This window comes from Cupriavidus sp. F041, assembly GCF_057814235.1.
Map to the genome: position 1 here is coordinate 885,270 of NZ_JBVASY010000002.1, position 15,271 is coordinate 900,540.

Genomic DNA, 15,271 nt, shown 5'->3' on the forward strand with positions numbered 1-15,271 from the left:
GTTACTGGCCGCGCTTCAGGAAGACGTGGAAGCCTTGGTCGGCATAGGCCGTGGGCGGGAGATCGTCGAGCAGCATGGCGGCATCCACATCCGCGAGCTCATCGACGCGCTGCTGCTGCTGCCAGTGGTAAATGCCGATCAGTCCGGCGGCCAGCGCCACCAGCGTCCACACCAGTCCGAGGCGGCGCAGCCATGCGCCTGCGCGATGCAGCGGCGAGTCATCCTCGTCGAAGGAGACCGTGTGCATCCCGGCCGTGACCAGCTGCGGCGCGGTAACGGCGGCCTGCGCCTTCTTGCGGGACAGCGCTATCCGCCGCGCGGCGGCGAGCCGGTCGGTCACATTGTCGGGCAACGCATTCGCCGAGGCGTCCAGTGCCGTGCGAATCTCGTGTGCCAGGCGGCGTTCGTTGATTTCTTTTTCGTTTCTCGTGCTCATAGTCGGACCCCCCGCGCTCGCAATGCCTGCGCCAGTGTGTGCGTGGCACGGGAACAGTGCGTCTTGACGCTGCCTTCGGAGCATCCCATGACAGCAGCCGTTTCCGCGACGTCCATATCCTCCCAGTAACGCATCAGGAAGGCTTCGCGTTGACGTGCCGGCAAGCGCTGGATCTCCTGTTCGATGATGTGCATGGTCTGGGCGCGCTCGACCTTGTCGGCGCTGCTCTCGGCGGATTCGGTGCCGATCTCGGCCTCGAAAGTGTCGAGCAGGTCATTATCCTCGCCTTCGCGGTCGTCGCGCAGGTTGGAAAACAGCGTGACCCAGGTATTGCGCACTTTCTGGCGGCGGAACCAGTCGTGGATGGTGTTTTGCAGTATGCGCTGGAACAGCGGCGCGAGTTCAGCGGCGTTCTTGTCGCCATATTTTTCGGCGAGCTTGATCATCGCGTCCTGGACAATGTCCAGGGCGGCTTCGTCGTCGCGCACCGCAAACACGGCCTGCTTGAAGGCGCGCCGCTCGACGCTGGCGAGAAAGTCGGATAGTTCCTGATCGGTAGCCATGCAGGCGGGGTACAGACGGTGGGGCCTTGGCCGACGGATGTGCAGGAAACGGCTTCTTGCACGTCCAAAATGGTGGGATGCTAGCAAATAACCCCCCCTGTGACCATCCTTGTTCTCTCTTGTGGTCATTCAGGCGCCGGGTAGGGTAGTGCGTTCCCGAATTTTGCGCGAAGCCCCCGGGATGAAAAAAGCCCGTAGACCAGCCTGATGCAATACAGTATCATCGCTGGTTCACACGACATCAGTGGTTGTCTCATCCGGCCGCTTATGAGGCGGTCTTCCATGCAGACGCGCACCGCTTGAACCCGTGCCACAAGCCCGGCAGAGAGCATCCGAACAATTTTTTGCCGAAAATTGCAAAGGACTGAAATGAACATGCCCAGCGCGGAATTCCACGCAGACAGCAATTCATCTGCCGCACCCGAAATGATCGGTGCGGAAATTCTCGTTCACGCACTTGCCGAAGAAGGCGTCGAGTACGTCTGGGGCTACCCCGGTGGCGCAGTGCTGTATATCTACGACGAGTTTTACAAGCAAAAGAAGATCGAGCACATCCTGGTGCGCCACGAGCAGGCCGCGGTTCATGCCGCAGACGGCTATGCGCGTGCGACCGGCAAGGTGGGCTGCGCCCTGGTGACCTCCGGTCCCGGCGTCACCAATGCGGTGACGGGCATTGCCACGGCCTACCTGGACTCGATCCCGATGGTGATCATCACCGGCAACGTGCCGACGCACGCCATCGGACAGGATGCTTTCCAGGAATGCGACACGGTCGGCATCACCCGCCCCATCGTCAAGCACAACTTCCTGGTCAAGGACGTCCGCGATCTCGCTTCGACCATCAAGAAGGCGTTCTATATCGCCGCGACCGGCCGTCCTGGCCCGGTTGTCGTCGATATTCCCAAGGACGTTTCCCGCAATTCCTGCAAGTACGAGTACCCCAAGTCGGTCGACATGCGCTCGTACAGCCCGGTGAACAAGGGCCATTCGGGCCAGATCCGCAAGGCGCTCGCGCTGTTGCAGGGCGCCGAACGGCCGTTCATCTACGCAGGCGGCGGGGTGGTGCTGGCCAACGCCAGCGAGGAGCTGCGCCAGCTTGCCGCGCTGACCGGTCATCCGGTCACCAACACGCTGATGGGTCTCGGCTCGTTCCCTGGCACCAGCAAGCAGTTCGTCGGCATGCTCGGCATGCACGGCACGTATGAAGCCAATATGGCCATGCAGAACTGCGACGTGCTGATTGCCATCGGCGCCCGTTTCGACGACCGCGTGATCGGCAACCCGGCTCACTTCACCTCGCAGCCGCGCAAGATTATCCATATCGACATCGATCCGTCTTCCATCTCGAAGCGGGTCAAGGTCGACATTCCCATCGTGGGCCACGTCAAGGATGTGCTGCAGGAACTGATCGCGCAGCTGCAGGCCAGCGACGTGAAGCCCAAGCGCGAGGCCCTGGCCAAGTGGTGGGAGCAGATCGAGCAGTGGCGTTCGGTGGACTGCCTCAAGTATGACCGCGAATCCGAGATCATCAAGCCGCAGTACGTGGTGGAAAAGATCTGGGAACTGACCCACGGCGACGCCTTTGTCTGCTCGGACGTGGGCCAGCACCAGATGTGGGCCGCGCAGTTCTACAAGTTCAACGAGCCGCGCCGCTGGATCAATTCCGGCGGCCTGGGCACGATGGGTGTGGGCCTGCCATACGCGATGGGCATCAAGAAAGCCTTCCCCGAGAAGGAAGTGGTGACCATCACCGGCGAAGGCTCGATCCAGATGAACATCCAGGAACTGTCGACCTGCCTGCAGTACGACACCCCGGTGAAGATCTGCGCGCTCAACAACCGCTATCTCGGCATGGTGCGCCAGTGGCAGGAAATCGAGTACGACAACCGCTACTCGCACTCCTACATGGATGCGCTGCCCGACTTCGTCAAGCTGGCCGAGGCCTATGGCCATGTCGGCATGCGCATCGAAAAGACGGCCGATGTCGAGCCCGCCCTGCGCGAAGCGTTCCGCCTGAAAGACCGTACCGTGTTCCTTGATTTCCAGACCGACCCGACTGAAAACGTGTGGCCGATGGTGCAGGCCGGCAAGGGTATCTCCGAAATGCTGCTTGGCGCGGAGGACCTGTAATGCGACATATCATTTCGGTCCTACTGGAAAATGAACCCGGCGCGCTGTCGCGCGTGGTTGGCCTGTTCTCGGCGCGCGGCTACAACATCGAGACGTTGACGGTGGCACCCACCGAAGACGCTTCGCTGTCGCGCATGACCATCGTCACCAGTGGTTCGGACGACGTGATCGAGCAGATCACCAAGCACCTGAACCGCCTGGTGGAAGTGGTCAAGGTGGTGGACCTGACCGAAGGCGCGCACATCGAGCGCGAGCTGATGCTCGTCAAGGTGCGCGCGGTGGGCAAGGAGCGCGAGGAAATGAAGCGCACCGCCGACATCTTCCGCGGCCGCATCATCGACGTTACCGAGAAGACCTACACCATCGAGCTGACCGGCAACGGCGGCAAGCTGGATGCCTTCCTCGACGCCATCGACCGCGCCGCCATCCTCGAGACCGTCCGTACCGGCGGCTCGGGCATTGGCCGCGGCGAGCGCATCCTGAAGGTCTGAACCCGATTGCAGTATCCAGCGGCGGCGCCGGTGCCGGCACTAGCCGGGCGGTAGCCGCCAACCCGACACACGAAAACGAAAGATCGAAGGAATTATCATGAAAGTGTTTTACGACAAGGACGCCGACCTCTCCCTGATCAAGGGCAAGAACGTCACCATCATCGGCTACGGCTCGCAAGGCCACGCCCACGCGCAGAACCTGAACGACTCCGGCGTCAAGGTGACGGTCGGCCTGCGCAAGAGCGGCGCATCGTGGAACAAGGCAGTCAACGCTGGCCTGCAAGTCAAGGAAGTGGCCGACGCCGTCAAGGACGCCGACGTGGTCATGATCCTGCTGCCGGACGAGCAGATCGCCGACGTGTACAAGAACGAAGTGCACGATAACATCAAGCAAGGCGCAGCACTGGCCTTCGCCCACGGCTTCAACGTGCACTACGGTGCCGTGATCCCGCGCGCCGACCTCGACGTGATCATGATCGCCCCGAAGGCCCCGGGCCACACCGTGCGCTCGACCTACGCCCAAGGCGGCGGCGTGCCCCACCTGATCGCCGTGCACCAGGACAAGTCCGGCGCCGCCCGTGACATCGCCCTGTCGTACGCTACCGCCAATGGCGGCGGCCGCGCCGGCATCATCGAAACCAACTTCCGCGAAGAAACCGAAACTGACCTGTTCGGCGAGCAGGCCGTGCTGTGCGGCGGTACCGTGGAACTGATCAAGGCTGGCTTCGAGACGCTGGTGGAAGCTGGCTACGCGCCGGAAATGGCTTACTTCGAGTGCCTGCACGAACTCAAGCTGATCGTCGACCTGATCTATGAAGGCGGCATCGCCAACATGAACTACTCGATCTCCAACAACGCCGAATACGGCGAATACGTCACCGGCCCGCGCGTCGTGACCGAGGAGACCAAGAAGGCCATGAAGCAATGCCTGACCGACATCCAGACCGGCGAATACGCCAAGAGCTTCCTGCTGGAAAACAAGGCCGGCGCCCCGACCCTGATCTCGCGCCGCCGCCTGACGGCCGAGCACCAGATCGAGGAAGTGGGTGCCAAGCTGCGCGCCATGATGCCCTGGATCGCAAAGAACAAGCTGGTCGACCAGTCGAAGAACTAAGCTGTATTGCAGCCCGACGGCCCGCCGCCGCTGACGGCGCGGGCCGCAGCCGTTCAGTATTCCGCGCAATATCCCCGCTTCGAGGGGTTATTCGGGCGGGGACTGAACGGCTTTTTGTTATCCTTGTCAGACTTTATTCCTCTATCCAAGCACTGCATGAACTATCCTCATCCGCTGATCGCCCGTGAAGGCTGGCCGTTCCTGGCCGGCGCCTTTGTCATCTCGCTGCTGGTGCAGGTCAGCGCTGGCTTCTGGTGGGCCTTGCCGCTGTGGATCATTACGCTGTTCGTGCTGCAGTTTTTCCGCGATCCGCCGCGGCACATCCCGGCCCAGCCGAACGCCGTCCTGGCCCCCGCCGACGGCCGCATCGTGGTGGTCGAGAAGACCATGGATCCCTTTGCGGGGCGCGAGGCGCTGAAGATCAGTGTCTTCATGAACGTGTTCAACGTACACTCCAACCGCGTCTCCGTGGATGGCAAGGTAGAGAAGGTCGAGTATTTCCCCGGCAAGTTCGTCAACGCCGACCTCGACAAGGCCTCGCTGGAAAACGAACGCAACGCTGTGGTCATCCGCCGCGCCGCTGACGGCAAGGTGGTGACCCTGGTACAGGTGGCCGGCCTGGTGGCCCGCCGCATCCTCTGCTACACCCGGGTTGGCGAAACGCTTTCGCGTGGCCAGCGCTACGGGTTCATCCGCTTTGGCTCGCGCGTCGACGTCTACCTGCCGGTGGATGCACGCCCGCGCGTCACCATTGGCGAAAAAGTGTCGGCCTCGTCGACCATCCTGGCCGAACTGGATTAATCCGGCCAGGCCGGAATACACCGGACCCACTGGAGAACAGGCATGGGTGCTTTCAACCGACGCAACAAGCGCGTTAGCAATGGCAACGTGACGAACTTGCGTCCTTTTCGCCACAATCAGCTGCGCGGCAACGAACCCGGCGACTTCGACGACGAAGCCGGCGACGATCACGATATCGAGTATGTGCGCCCGCGCCGGCGCGGTATCTACCTGCTGCCCAACGCGTTCACCACGGCGGCGCTGTTCGCCGGATTCTTCGCCATCGTGCAGGCCATGAACATGCGCTTCGACAGCGCGGCCATCGCCATCTTCGCCGCCATGGTGCTGGATGGCATGGACGGCCGTGTGGCGCGCATCACCAACACGCAGAGCGCGTTCGGCGAGCAATATGACTCGTTGTCGGACATGACCTCATTCGGGGTTGCGCCGGCGCTGGTGATGTACGAGTGGATCCTGCACGACCTGGGCAAGTGGGGATGGATCGCCGCGTTTGTCTATTGCACGTGCGCGGCACTGCGGCTGGCACGTTTCAACGCCAACATCGGCGTGGTCGACAAGCGCTTCTTCCAGGGGCTGCCCAGCCCGGCGGCGGCGGCGCTGGTGGCCGGCTTTGTCTGGCTGGTGATCGACAACAAGCTGCCGGTGAAGGAACTGTGGATGCCGTGGGTGGCATTCGGCATCACGCTGTATGCCGGGCTTTCGATGGTTTCCAACGCGCCGTTCTACAGCGGCAAGGCGCTCGATGTTCGCTACCGCGTGCCTTTCGGCATGATGGTGCTGGTACTGGTGCTGTTTGTCGTGGTCTCGACGGATCCGCCGGTGGCGTTGTTCGGGCTGTTCGTGGCGTACGCCATTTCCGGCTACCTGCTATGGGGCTGGCATGCGTTGCATGGCAAGCCGGCAGGCATCCGGACGGTGCGGGACGGCGGGAACGAACGTTCCTGACGGCAGGTCAGTAAAGAGGCGCTACGGCGCCTTTATACTTTTCGCTTTCCAGAACTCTGCGCTGACCGGCCCGCAAGGTCGGGGCGCAGGCTAGCGGCGTGGTTTGCCGTGGTTTGCTGTATCCACTGTTGTCCACTTATCACTGACCAACTGGAGGTTCTCATGGGCATGCTCGACTTCATCAAGGAAGCAGGAGAGAAACTGTTCGGCGGCAGCGCAGCCAAGGCCGCGCCGGCCGAGGCGCCGGCCGATGCACCGTCGGCGGACGTCGACGCGGCCAACCGCGCGGCTGGCGATGCCATCGAGGGCTACATCAAGCAGATGAACCTGGATGCCACCGGGTTGATGGTGCAGGTCGACGGTGCACAGGCGCTGGTGACGGTATTCGGCGTGGCGCCGGATCAGGCGACCCGCGAGAAGATCGTCCTGTGCTGCGGCAATGTCCAGGGCGTGGAGAAGGTCGAGGACAAGATGTCGGTCAATGTCGACTCGATCGAGTCGACATGGCATACGGTGGTCAAGGGCGACACTTTGTGGGCGATTTCCCAGACGGCCTATGGCAACGGTGCGCTATACACCACCATCTTCGAGGCCAACCAGCCCATGTTGTCGCATCCGGACAAGATCTATCCCGGCCAGAAGCTGCGCATCCCGCCCAAGGCCTGACGCCTGGCATCCCAGGGGCAGGGCGCCCCTGGGGCCTTCCTTTCCGGCGATCACCCCGATTCACGCGACCATATTGCACACGCCCGGCATCTCGGCTATAGTCGCTGACATGATTTCGCGCCAAGCCCTACTCGCCCGCACCATTCTAGGTGGCCTACTAGGTCATCAGGTCGGGACGCGTTCGCGCTGAGGGAAGCCAAGACCCTCGCGCCAAGTCACACAGGATTCATAAAACGCCCCGGCCTGCATCACTGCACGCCGGGGCGTTTTGCATTCAGCACCAATACAGCAGCACAGCAAAACAACACGGCGAATGCCGAGACAGCAACTTGATTCGCCAGATACAAAGATAAGCCCAGGAGCCCCACCCATGTCCGACAAACTCATTATTTTCGACACCACCTTGCGCGACGGCGAACAGTCGCCAGGCGCCTCCATGACCCGCGAGGAAAAGATCCGCATCGCGCGGCAGCTGGAGCGCCTGAAGGTCGACGTGATCGAAGCCGGCTTTGCGGCCAGCTCCAACGGCGACTTTGAAGCGATCCGCTCCATCGCGCAGGTCATCAAGGATTCGACCATCTGCTCGCTGGCCCGCGCCAACGACCGCGATATCTCGCGCGCGGCAGAAGCGCTGAAGCCGGCCAACTCCTTCCGTATCCATACCTTCATCGCCACTTCGGCGCTGCATATGGAAAAGAAGCTGCGCATGACGCCGGACCAGGTCTATGAACAGGCCATCCTGGCGGTACGCTTTGCGCGCCAGTTCACCGACGATATCGAGTTTTCGCCCGAAGACGGCAGCCGTTCGGACATGGATTTCCTGTGCCGCGTGCTCGAAGGCGTGATTCGTGAAGGCGCTACCACCATCAACCTGCCGGATACCGTGGGTTATGCCGTGCCGGAAGGCTATGCAGGGCTGATCCGCTCGGTGCGCGAGCGCATCCCCAATTCCGACAAGGCCATCTGGTCCGTGCATTGCCATAACGACCTCGGCATGGCGGTGGCCAATTCGCTGGCAGCGGTCAAGCTCGGCGGCGCGCGCCAGGTCGAGTGCACCATCAACGGCCTCGGCGAGCGCGCCGGCAATACCAGCCTGGAAGAAGTGGTGATGGCGGTGAAGACGCGCCGCGACTACTTCGACCTCGACGTCGGTGTGGACACCACGCAGATCGTGCCGGCCTCCAAGCTGGTATCGCAGATCACCGGCTTCGTGGTGCAGCCCAACAAGGCCGTGGTCGGCGCCAACGCGTTCGCCCATGCTTCGGGCATCCACCAGGATGGCGTGCTGAAGGCGCGCGATACCTACGAGATCATGCGCGCCGAAGATGTGGGCTGGAGCGCCAACAAGATCGTGCTGGGCAAGCTCTCGGGCCGCAACGCCTTCAAGCAGCGCCTGCAGGAACTCGGCATCGAACTGGAAAGCGAGAGCGAAGTCAACGCCGCGTTCACCCGCTTCAAGGAACTGGCCGACCAGAAGTCCGAGATCTTCGACGAAGACATCATGGCCATCGTTTCCGACGAGGCACACGACGTCAACGAGCACTTCCGCTTTATCTCCCTGTCGCAGCACTCCGAAACCGGCGAGCGCCCGCATGCGCGCGTGGTGTTCAATATGGACGGCCAGGAGCTGACCGGGGAGGGCGAGGGCAACGGTCCGGTCGATGCCACGCTGCACGCGATTGAAGGCAAGGTCAACAGCGGCGCCGAACTGGTGCTGTATTCCGTCAATGCCATTACCGCCGGCACGCAGGCCCAGGGCGAGGTAACGGTCCGCTTGTCCAGGGGCGGGCGCATCGTCAACGGTGTGGGCACCGATCCCGATATCGTGGCCGCTTCGGCCAAGGCCTACCTGGCTGCCTTGAACAAGCTGCACGACAAGGCCGTGCAGAAGATCAACCCGCAGATCTGATCCCGATCTGACCGGTAAGCCCGCGGCCTAAGCGGCAGCGGGGCTTGAATCGGCCCGCCGCGTTCCCACGAGGACGACGGCGGGCGTTTTGCGTCCTGCGCATGCCCCCCGATCGGCCCCGGCCACACCTCAGCGGCGCCGGCCAGGCCCGTTGGCGAGGGGGTCGGGTGTGATCTGGGTCTGGCGCAGCACGCCGCCGCCGTCGAAATGGAAATTGAACATTGACGGCCAGTTGCCTTCATGGAGGAGGCGGTAAGACCACACTTCACGCTTCATCAGCGGGAAATACTGCTTGGGCTCGCGGGGCTTGCCGAAGTGCTGTTCTACATCGAGCTTGGTCCAGACATCGACCTCCGCCTGATAGAGTTCGTTGGTCTGCAGCATCTGGCGGAACGCGGTGAGCTTGCCGCCGCGGTCGAAGTCGGCTGCGTAGGCCTGCTGCCCGAAGGGCTGCTTCGAGTAGATCCAACGCTGCTTGCCATCGGGCAGCGCATACGTATCGGTTGGCGTGCCGAAGCGGGCCTGTATGGCGGCTTCCGGTGCCCCCAGCATCTTCCCGGCCTCCTGAGCGGGTTGCAGCGCGGAGCAGCCCGCCAGGGTGGCAGCCACTGCTGCGAACACGATCCCTCTGGTGTCACATGGCAATGGGATCCTCATGGCTGTCCTCCCCGGCTATTATTAGGAGCGTAGCTGCGCACAAAAGCAGTGTGCGGCTCATGTGATCCAGCAGACGCTCCGTAGTAGGGCGTGTTATAAATCCGCGGCGCTTCCTAAAGGGCACTCGTTGGGAGCCGTTATCTACTCTTTCAGATTTTATGCCTTGACCGGCGCATTCGTATATCCATTCCATGCATGGCAAACTCACGGTCCCGCCTGACCTCCGGAGGCTCGGGCTCGACGGTATCCTTATCATCAACGTTCGCTCCTTCGTCGAGCGGCGCAAGCATATCGAGGCGCAACTCGCCCGCTTCGGGCTGGAGGGTGAGTTCGTCCACGATTTCGATGCCACCGATATTGATCCGGACACCGATCGCGCTTATTTCAAGGGCACGGGACTACGCCCCGGACAGAAGTCCTGCTCGCTGAAGCACGTCGTTGCGCTCAAGCGTATCCAGGAGCGCGGATGGCGGCGTAGCCTGGTGTTGGAAGACGATGCCGTGCTATCCGATGACTTTATGGCTGGCCTGGCTCACGCATTGAAAGAGGGCGCTTCCTACGCGAACCCGCACGTCATCTATCTGGGCTGCGGTGCAAACCAGTACACGCCTCGCAGCGAGCGGGTGGCGGGGCAGCGCCTGTATCGCAATTCCCGTGGCCGCCTTACCGATTCCTATCTGATTGGTTCCGTCGAGGCCGGCCTCCGGCTCGACTGGATGGCGCGCAATCCGACGGAACTGCCGATCGACCTCGCGTTCGACAAAATGGATCACGACGTGGGCATCGCCATTCTCTGGCTCGAAGACCCGGTGGTGGAGCAGGGCAGCAAGAACGGTGCGTTTCGAAACACGCTGGAGCCGGTGACTCGCGCTCCCTTCGTGCAGCGCTTTCACTTCAACTGGAAGAAACTCTGGCAAAAGCGCGTGCGCCAGCTCTGGCGCTAGCGTCCGCGCGCCGGAATGCGCCGGCTTGGGGCCGAATACAGGGAGCCGGCGATCGCTGGCCCTTCCTTCTCCCCTTCAACTTCCTCTATTTTCGGCGGCGCTTGGGCTATTCTCGCTCAATTCCGCGCATTGCCTCGAAGGTGCGCCCATTTGCCTCTGCCTGGTACCTGGCTTACCATGCAGCGCTTTAGTGGGAGGTCTCTCGATGTGGTGTAAACGATGGCTGGCAGCTTGCTTGCTCGCGGTAGCGGCCGGGGCCGGCGCGCAGGAGCCGATCCGTCTCGGCATGATCGAGGGGTTGTCCGGTCCCTTTGCCAACGCGGGCGATGCCGTTGTGCGCAACCTGCGGATTGCCATCGATCGCGTCAACGCGCGTTGCGGCGTCAAGACTGCCGAGGGCCCGCGTCCCTTTGAACTCGTTACCTTCGATAGCAAGGGCAATGTCGACGAGAGCCTGATCCAGTTGCGCGGCCTGGTGGACAGGAACATCCCCTTTGTCCTGCAAGGCAATAGTTCGGCGGTGGCTGGCGCGCTGGTGGGCGCCATCAATCGGCACAACGCGCGCCAGCCTGAGGCGCGCGTGCTCTTCCTCAACTATTCCGCGGTCGATCCCGCGCTGACCAACGAAAGCTGCAGTTTCTGGCATTTCCGCTTCGACGCGAGTGCCGACATGCGTATGCAGGCGCTGACCGAGGTCATCCGCGCTGATACCAGCGTGCGGCGCGTGTACCTGATCGACCAGGATTACAGTTTTGGTCATCAGGTGGCTCGTTCGGCACGTGAGATGCTGGCTGTCAAGCGCCCTGAGCTGCGCATCGTGGGCGATGAGTTTCATCCGATCGGCAAAATCAAGGATTTCGCCCCATATATCGCCAAGATCAAGGCCAGTGGCGCGGACGCCGTGATTACGGGCAACTGGGGCAACGATCTCACGCTGATGGTTAAGGCAGCGCGCGAAGGCGGACTGAAGGCCAAGTTCTACACGTTCTATGGCAACGGCCTGGGCGCGCCGGCGGCCATGGGCGACGCCGGGGTCGGGCGGGTGCTGGCGGTGGCCGAGTGGCATCCGAACGTGGGCGGCGCGGCTTCGGATGCGTTCTACCAGGCGTTCCGGGCGCGCTACCCGGAGCCCAAGGACGACTACGTGCACCTGCGCATGCAGATGATGGTGGAGATGCTGGCCCGGGCGATCGAGAAGGCAGGGTCGACGGATGCCGTCAAGGTGGCGCGGGCGCTCGAGGGCATGCGCTATGTCAACGATTTTCATGAGGCGACTATCCGGGCCGATGACCACCAGGTGCTGCAGCCGCTTTATGTTTCCGTGATGGAGCGGCAGGGCGGGGATGTGCGGTTCGATAACGAAGGGTCGGGGTATGGGTTCCGGACTGTCAGGAAGCTGAAGTCCGCCCAGACTACACTGTCTACCAGTTGCAAGATGGAGAGGTTTTAGCGGGGATTCGGCGGGGGGGCAGCCAGCCCACAACCGGGCAAATTCCATCCCCGTCCCAATTTCCGCTATAATCGCCGGCTGTCACAGCCAACCGGTTGCTCAATCGGTACGGCCAGGACAGAAAATTGCCTGACAGCAACATCAAAGGCACGACGCATACGGCACATTCCGCGCTGTAGCGTTCGCAAGTGAAAAGGAAATCACCATGGCAGTAGCCGAAATCAACAGCAAGACCGAAGTCATCAAGCAGTTCGCACGCGCCGCCAACGACACCGGTAGCCCGGAAGTCCAGGTCGCCCTGCTGACCAACCGCATCAACGAACTGACCCCCCACTTCAAGGCCAACATGAAGGATCACCACAGCCGCCGCGGTCTGCTGCGCATGGTGAGCCGTCGTCGCCGCCTGCTGGACTACCTCAAGGCCAACGATGCCGACCGTTATCGTTCGCTGATCGAGAAGCTCGGCCTGCGTAAGTAAGCAGTCAGGATCGTCCGGATGGCAGCACGAATGGATGCACTGCACGCCTTCGCGTGAGCCACGAATGCCTGCGTCAGCCCCGCTGATGCAGGCATTTTGTTTTTGCGGCCGGAAGGTCGATGCCTTGAATCGCTTAAAGTGATTTTTGTTTCACTTGATGGCGCCATGCCCCCCGGGCTGGCGCCCGTTGCGCCAAGACGTGCAACGGAGTAAGTTACTTCGTTCTTTAGCTTTTTCTGCAGTGATTCGTCTGCAGTCATTCAAATACCATACCGGAGTCGGGCAAGGAAACGGGGTTTTGTGTCATTCCAGGGCGGTATCCACCTGAGCGCCAACTGAGCAGGTGCCGCACTGGAATGGCATAGCACTTCCCTGCAACTGCGACCGACGATGATCCGGCAGTTCGCCCGCGGCTGCTAACGCGGGCGTTGCACAAGCGTGCAAGCGCGAATTAAAGGAACGCTCATGACCATGTTCAATAAGATCGTCAAGGAATTCCAGTGGGGCCAGCACAAGGTGCGCCTGGAAACTGGCGAGATTGCCCGCCAGGCTGGCGGTGCCGTGATCGTCGACATTGAAGACACCGTGGTGCTCGCCACCGTTGTCGCTGCCAAGTCGCCCAAGGCCGGCCAGGACTTCTTCCCGCTGACCGTCGACTACATCGAAAAGACCTACGCCGCCGGCAAGATCCCCGGTGGCTTCTTCAAGCGTGAAGGTCGTCCGTCGGAAAACGAGACGCTGACCTCGCGCCTGATCGACCGTCCGCTGCGCCCGCTGTTCCCGGAAGGTTTCTACAACGAAGTGCAAGTGGTCATCCACGTGCTGTCGTTGAACCCGGAAGTGCCGGCGGATATCCCCGCCCTGATCGGCGCGTCGGCTGCCCTGGCAGTGTCGGGCATTCCGTTCAGCGGCCCGGTCGGCGCAGCGCGCGTTGGCTACAAGGACGGCCAGTACCTGCTGAACCCGACCCGCTCGCAGATCGCCGCATCGGAACTGGACCTCGTGGTTGCCGGTACCGAGCGCGCCGTGCTGATGGTGGAGTCGGAAGCCCGCCAACTGTCGGAAGAAGTGATGCTGGGCGCCGTGGTCTATGGCCACGAGCAGATGCAGACCGCCATCAACGCCATCCATGACCTGGTGCGCGACGGCGGCAAGCCGGAGTGGGACTGGACCGCCGCACCGAAGAACGAAGCGCTGATCGCCAGGGTTGGCGAGATCGCCCTGCCGCTGCTGCAGGACGCCTACCAGCTGCGCCAGAAGTCGGCTCGCAGCCAGAAACTCAAGGAAGTCTACGCCTCCGTGACGGCCAAGCTGGCCGAAGCCGGCGTGGAAGCCGACAAGGTCGAAGTGGGCAACGTGCTGTTCGACATCGAAGCCAAGATCGTGCGCAGCCAGGTGCTGTCGGGCGAGCCGCGCATCGATGGCCGCGACACCCGCACCGTGCGCCCGATCGAGATCCGTTCGTCGGTGCTGCCGCGCGCCCACGGCTCGGCCATCTTCACCCGTGGTGAAACCCAGGCGCTGGTGGTTGCCACGCTGGGCACCAAGGGCGACGAGCAGATCATCGACGCGCTCGCCGGCGAATACCGCGACCGCTTCATGCTCCACTACAACATGCCTCCGTTCGCCACCGGCGAAACCGGTCGCGTGGGCAGCCCCAAGCGCCGCGAAATCGGCCACGGCCGCCTCGCCAAGCGCGCGCTGATCCCGGTCCTGCCGAAGGATGACGAATTTGCCTACACCATTCGGCTGGTGTCGGAAATCACCGAATCCAACGGCTCGTCGTCGATGGCATCGGTGTGCGGCGGCTGCCTGGCACTGATGGACGCCGGCGTTCCGATCAAGGCGCACGTGGCCGGCGTGGCCATGGGCCTGATCCTGGAAGGCAACAAGTTCGCCGTGCTGACCGACATCCTCGGTGACGAGGACCACCTTGGCGACATGGACTTCAAGGTCGCGGGTACCGACAACGGCATCACGGCGCTGCAGATGGACATCAAGGTCCAGGGCATCACCAAGGAAATCATGCAGGTCGCGCTGGCGCAAGCCAAGGAAGGCCGCCTGCATATCCTGGGCAAGATGCAGGATGCGATGGGCCATGCGCGCACCGAGCTGTCGGAGCACGCACCGCGCATGATCACCATGAAGATCCATCCGGACAAGATCCGCGAAGTGATCGGCAAGGGCGGCTCGACCATCCAGGCGCTGACCAAGGAAACCGGCACCACCATCGACATCCAGGAAGACGGCACGATCACCATCGCCTCGACCTCGACCGATGGCATGGCCGAAGCCAAGCGCCGCATCGAAGGCATCACCGCGGAAGCCGAAGTGGGCAAGATCTACGCCGGCACCGTGCTGAAGCTGCTGGACTTTGGCGCCATCGTCAACATCCTGCCGGGCAAGGACGGCCTGCTGCACATCTCCGAGATCGTCAACGAGCGCGTCAAGGACATCAAGGATTGGCTCAAGGAAGGCCAGCACGTTCGCGTGAAGCTGATCCAGGCCGACGAGAAGGGCCGCCTGCGCCTGTCCCTGAAGGCCGCGCTGGCCGAAGAGGGTGGCAGCATCAGTCCGATCGCCAACACCAGCGAAGCACCTGCTGCTCCGGCCGCACCGGCCGCACCGGCCGCACCGGCTGCGCCGACGACGCCTTCGGCGGATCAGCAACAGCAGTAAGCGTTTCG

The 15,271-nt window shown here is 62.5% G+C and carries 14 protein-coding genes; 11 read left to right on the top strand and 3 right to left on the bottom strand.

Annotated features, from left to right (window positions below; genetic code table 11):
- Nucleotide 1: 1 nt before the first annotated feature.
- Together ACZY0R_RS21175 and ACZY0R_RS21180 are read right to left on the bottom strand one after the other, a co-directional pair.
- Complete coding sequence (locus ACZY0R_RS21175; RefSeq protein ID WP_488860982.1) at nt 2–436, bottom strand: DUF3619 family protein; 435 nt, start codon at nt 434–436, stop codon at nt 2–4.
- Complete coding sequence (locus ACZY0R_RS21180) at nt 433–999, bottom strand: RNA polymerase sigma factor (protein ID WP_035868751.1); 567 nt, start codon at nt 997–999, stop codon at nt 433–435. Before ACZY0R_RS21180 ends, ACZY0R_RS21175 begins: the two co-directional genes overlap by 4 nt.
- Before the next feature lie 369 nt (nt 1,000–1,368).
- Between ACZY0R_RS21180 and ACZY0R_RS21185 the strand changes: the two genes are divergently transcribed.
- The 7 genes from ACZY0R_RS21185 (at nt 1,369) to ACZY0R_RS21215 (ending at nt 9,055) form a co-directional block, all read left to right on the top strand.
- Complete coding sequence (locus tag ACZY0R_RS21185) at nt 1,369–3,129, top strand: acetolactate synthase 3 catalytic subunit (protein ID WP_488860984.1); 1,761 nt, start codon at nt 1,369–1,371, stop codon at nt 3,127–3,129.
- Entirely contained in the window at nt 3,129–3,620 is a 492-nt protein-coding gene (gene ilvN, locus ACZY0R_RS21190; protein ID WP_035868746.1) for an acetolactate synthase small subunit, read from the top strand. Before ACZY0R_RS21185 ends, ilvN begins: the two co-directional genes overlap by 1 nt.
- Before the next feature lie 97 nt (nt 3,621–3,717).
- Nucleotides 3,718–4,734 (top strand): ketol-acid reductoisomerase, encoded by a 1,017-nt coding sequence (ilvC, locus tag ACZY0R_RS21195; RefSeq protein ID WP_043344720.1) that lies wholly within the window; start codon nt 3,718–3,720, stop codon nt 4,732–4,734.
- Between the two features lie 156 nt (nt 4,735–4,890).
- Complete coding sequence (locus ACZY0R_RS21200; protein WP_045238158.1) at nt 4,891–5,535, top strand: phosphatidylserine decarboxylase; 645 nt, start codon at nt 4,891–4,893, stop codon at nt 5,533–5,535.
- A gap of 42 nt (nt 5,536–5,577) precedes the next feature.
- Nucleotides 5,578–6,480, top strand: coding sequence for a CDP-diacylglycerol--serine O-phosphatidyltransferase (pssA, locus tag ACZY0R_RS21205; RefSeq protein WP_488860987.1), 903 nt, complete (start codon nt 5,578–5,580; stop codon nt 6,478–6,480).
- Between the two features lie 162 nt (nt 6,481–6,642).
- Nucleotides 6,643–7,146 (top strand): peptidoglycan-binding protein LysM, encoded by a 504-nt coding sequence (lysM, locus tag ACZY0R_RS21210; protein WP_488860989.1) that lies wholly within the window; start codon nt 6,643–6,645, stop codon nt 7,144–7,146.
- 370 nt (nt 7,147–7,516) lie between these two features.
- Complete coding sequence (locus ACZY0R_RS21215) at nt 7,517–9,055, top strand: 2-isopropylmalate synthase (protein ID WP_488860991.1); 1,539 nt, start codon at nt 7,517–7,519, stop codon at nt 9,053–9,055.
- Nucleotides 9,056–9,184: 129 nt separating this feature from the next.
- Here the strand turns inward: ACZY0R_RS21215 and ACZY0R_RS21220 are convergent, their stop codons facing one another.
- Nucleotides 9,185–9,712, bottom strand: coding sequence for a hypothetical protein (locus ACZY0R_RS21220; protein WP_488860993.1), 528 nt, complete (start codon nt 9,710–9,712; stop codon nt 9,185–9,187).
- Nucleotides 9,713–9,903: 191 nt separating this feature from the next.
- Between ACZY0R_RS21220 and ACZY0R_RS21225 the strand changes: the two genes are divergently transcribed.
- From ACZY0R_RS21225 to pnp, 4 genes are all read left to right on the top strand, one after another.
- On the top strand, nt 9,904–10,656 hold the full coding sequence (locus ACZY0R_RS21225) for a glycosyltransferase family 25 protein (protein ID WP_488860995.1): 753 nt from the start codon (nt 9,904–9,906) through the stop codon (nt 10,654–10,656).
- Between the two features lie 205 nt (nt 10,657–10,861).
- Nucleotides 10,862–12,106, top strand: a complete 1,245-nt coding sequence (locus ACZY0R_RS21230; RefSeq protein ID WP_488860997.1) for a branched-chain amino acid ABC transporter substrate-binding protein — start codon at nt 10,862–10,864, stop codon at nt 12,104–12,106.
- A gap of 205 nt (nt 12,107–12,311) precedes the next feature.
- Nucleotides 12,312–12,584, top strand: coding sequence for a 30S ribosomal protein S15 (gene rpsO / locus ACZY0R_RS21235; protein WP_035868720.1), 273 nt, complete (start codon nt 12,312–12,314; stop codon nt 12,582–12,584).
- Nucleotides 12,585–13,049: 465 nt separating this feature from the next.
- Complete coding sequence (gene pnp / locus ACZY0R_RS21240; protein ID WP_488860999.1) at nt 13,050–15,263, top strand: polyribonucleotide nucleotidyltransferase; 2,214 nt, start codon at nt 13,050–13,052, stop codon at nt 15,261–15,263.
- The last annotated feature ends 8 nt before the right edge of the window (nt 15,264–15,271 follow it).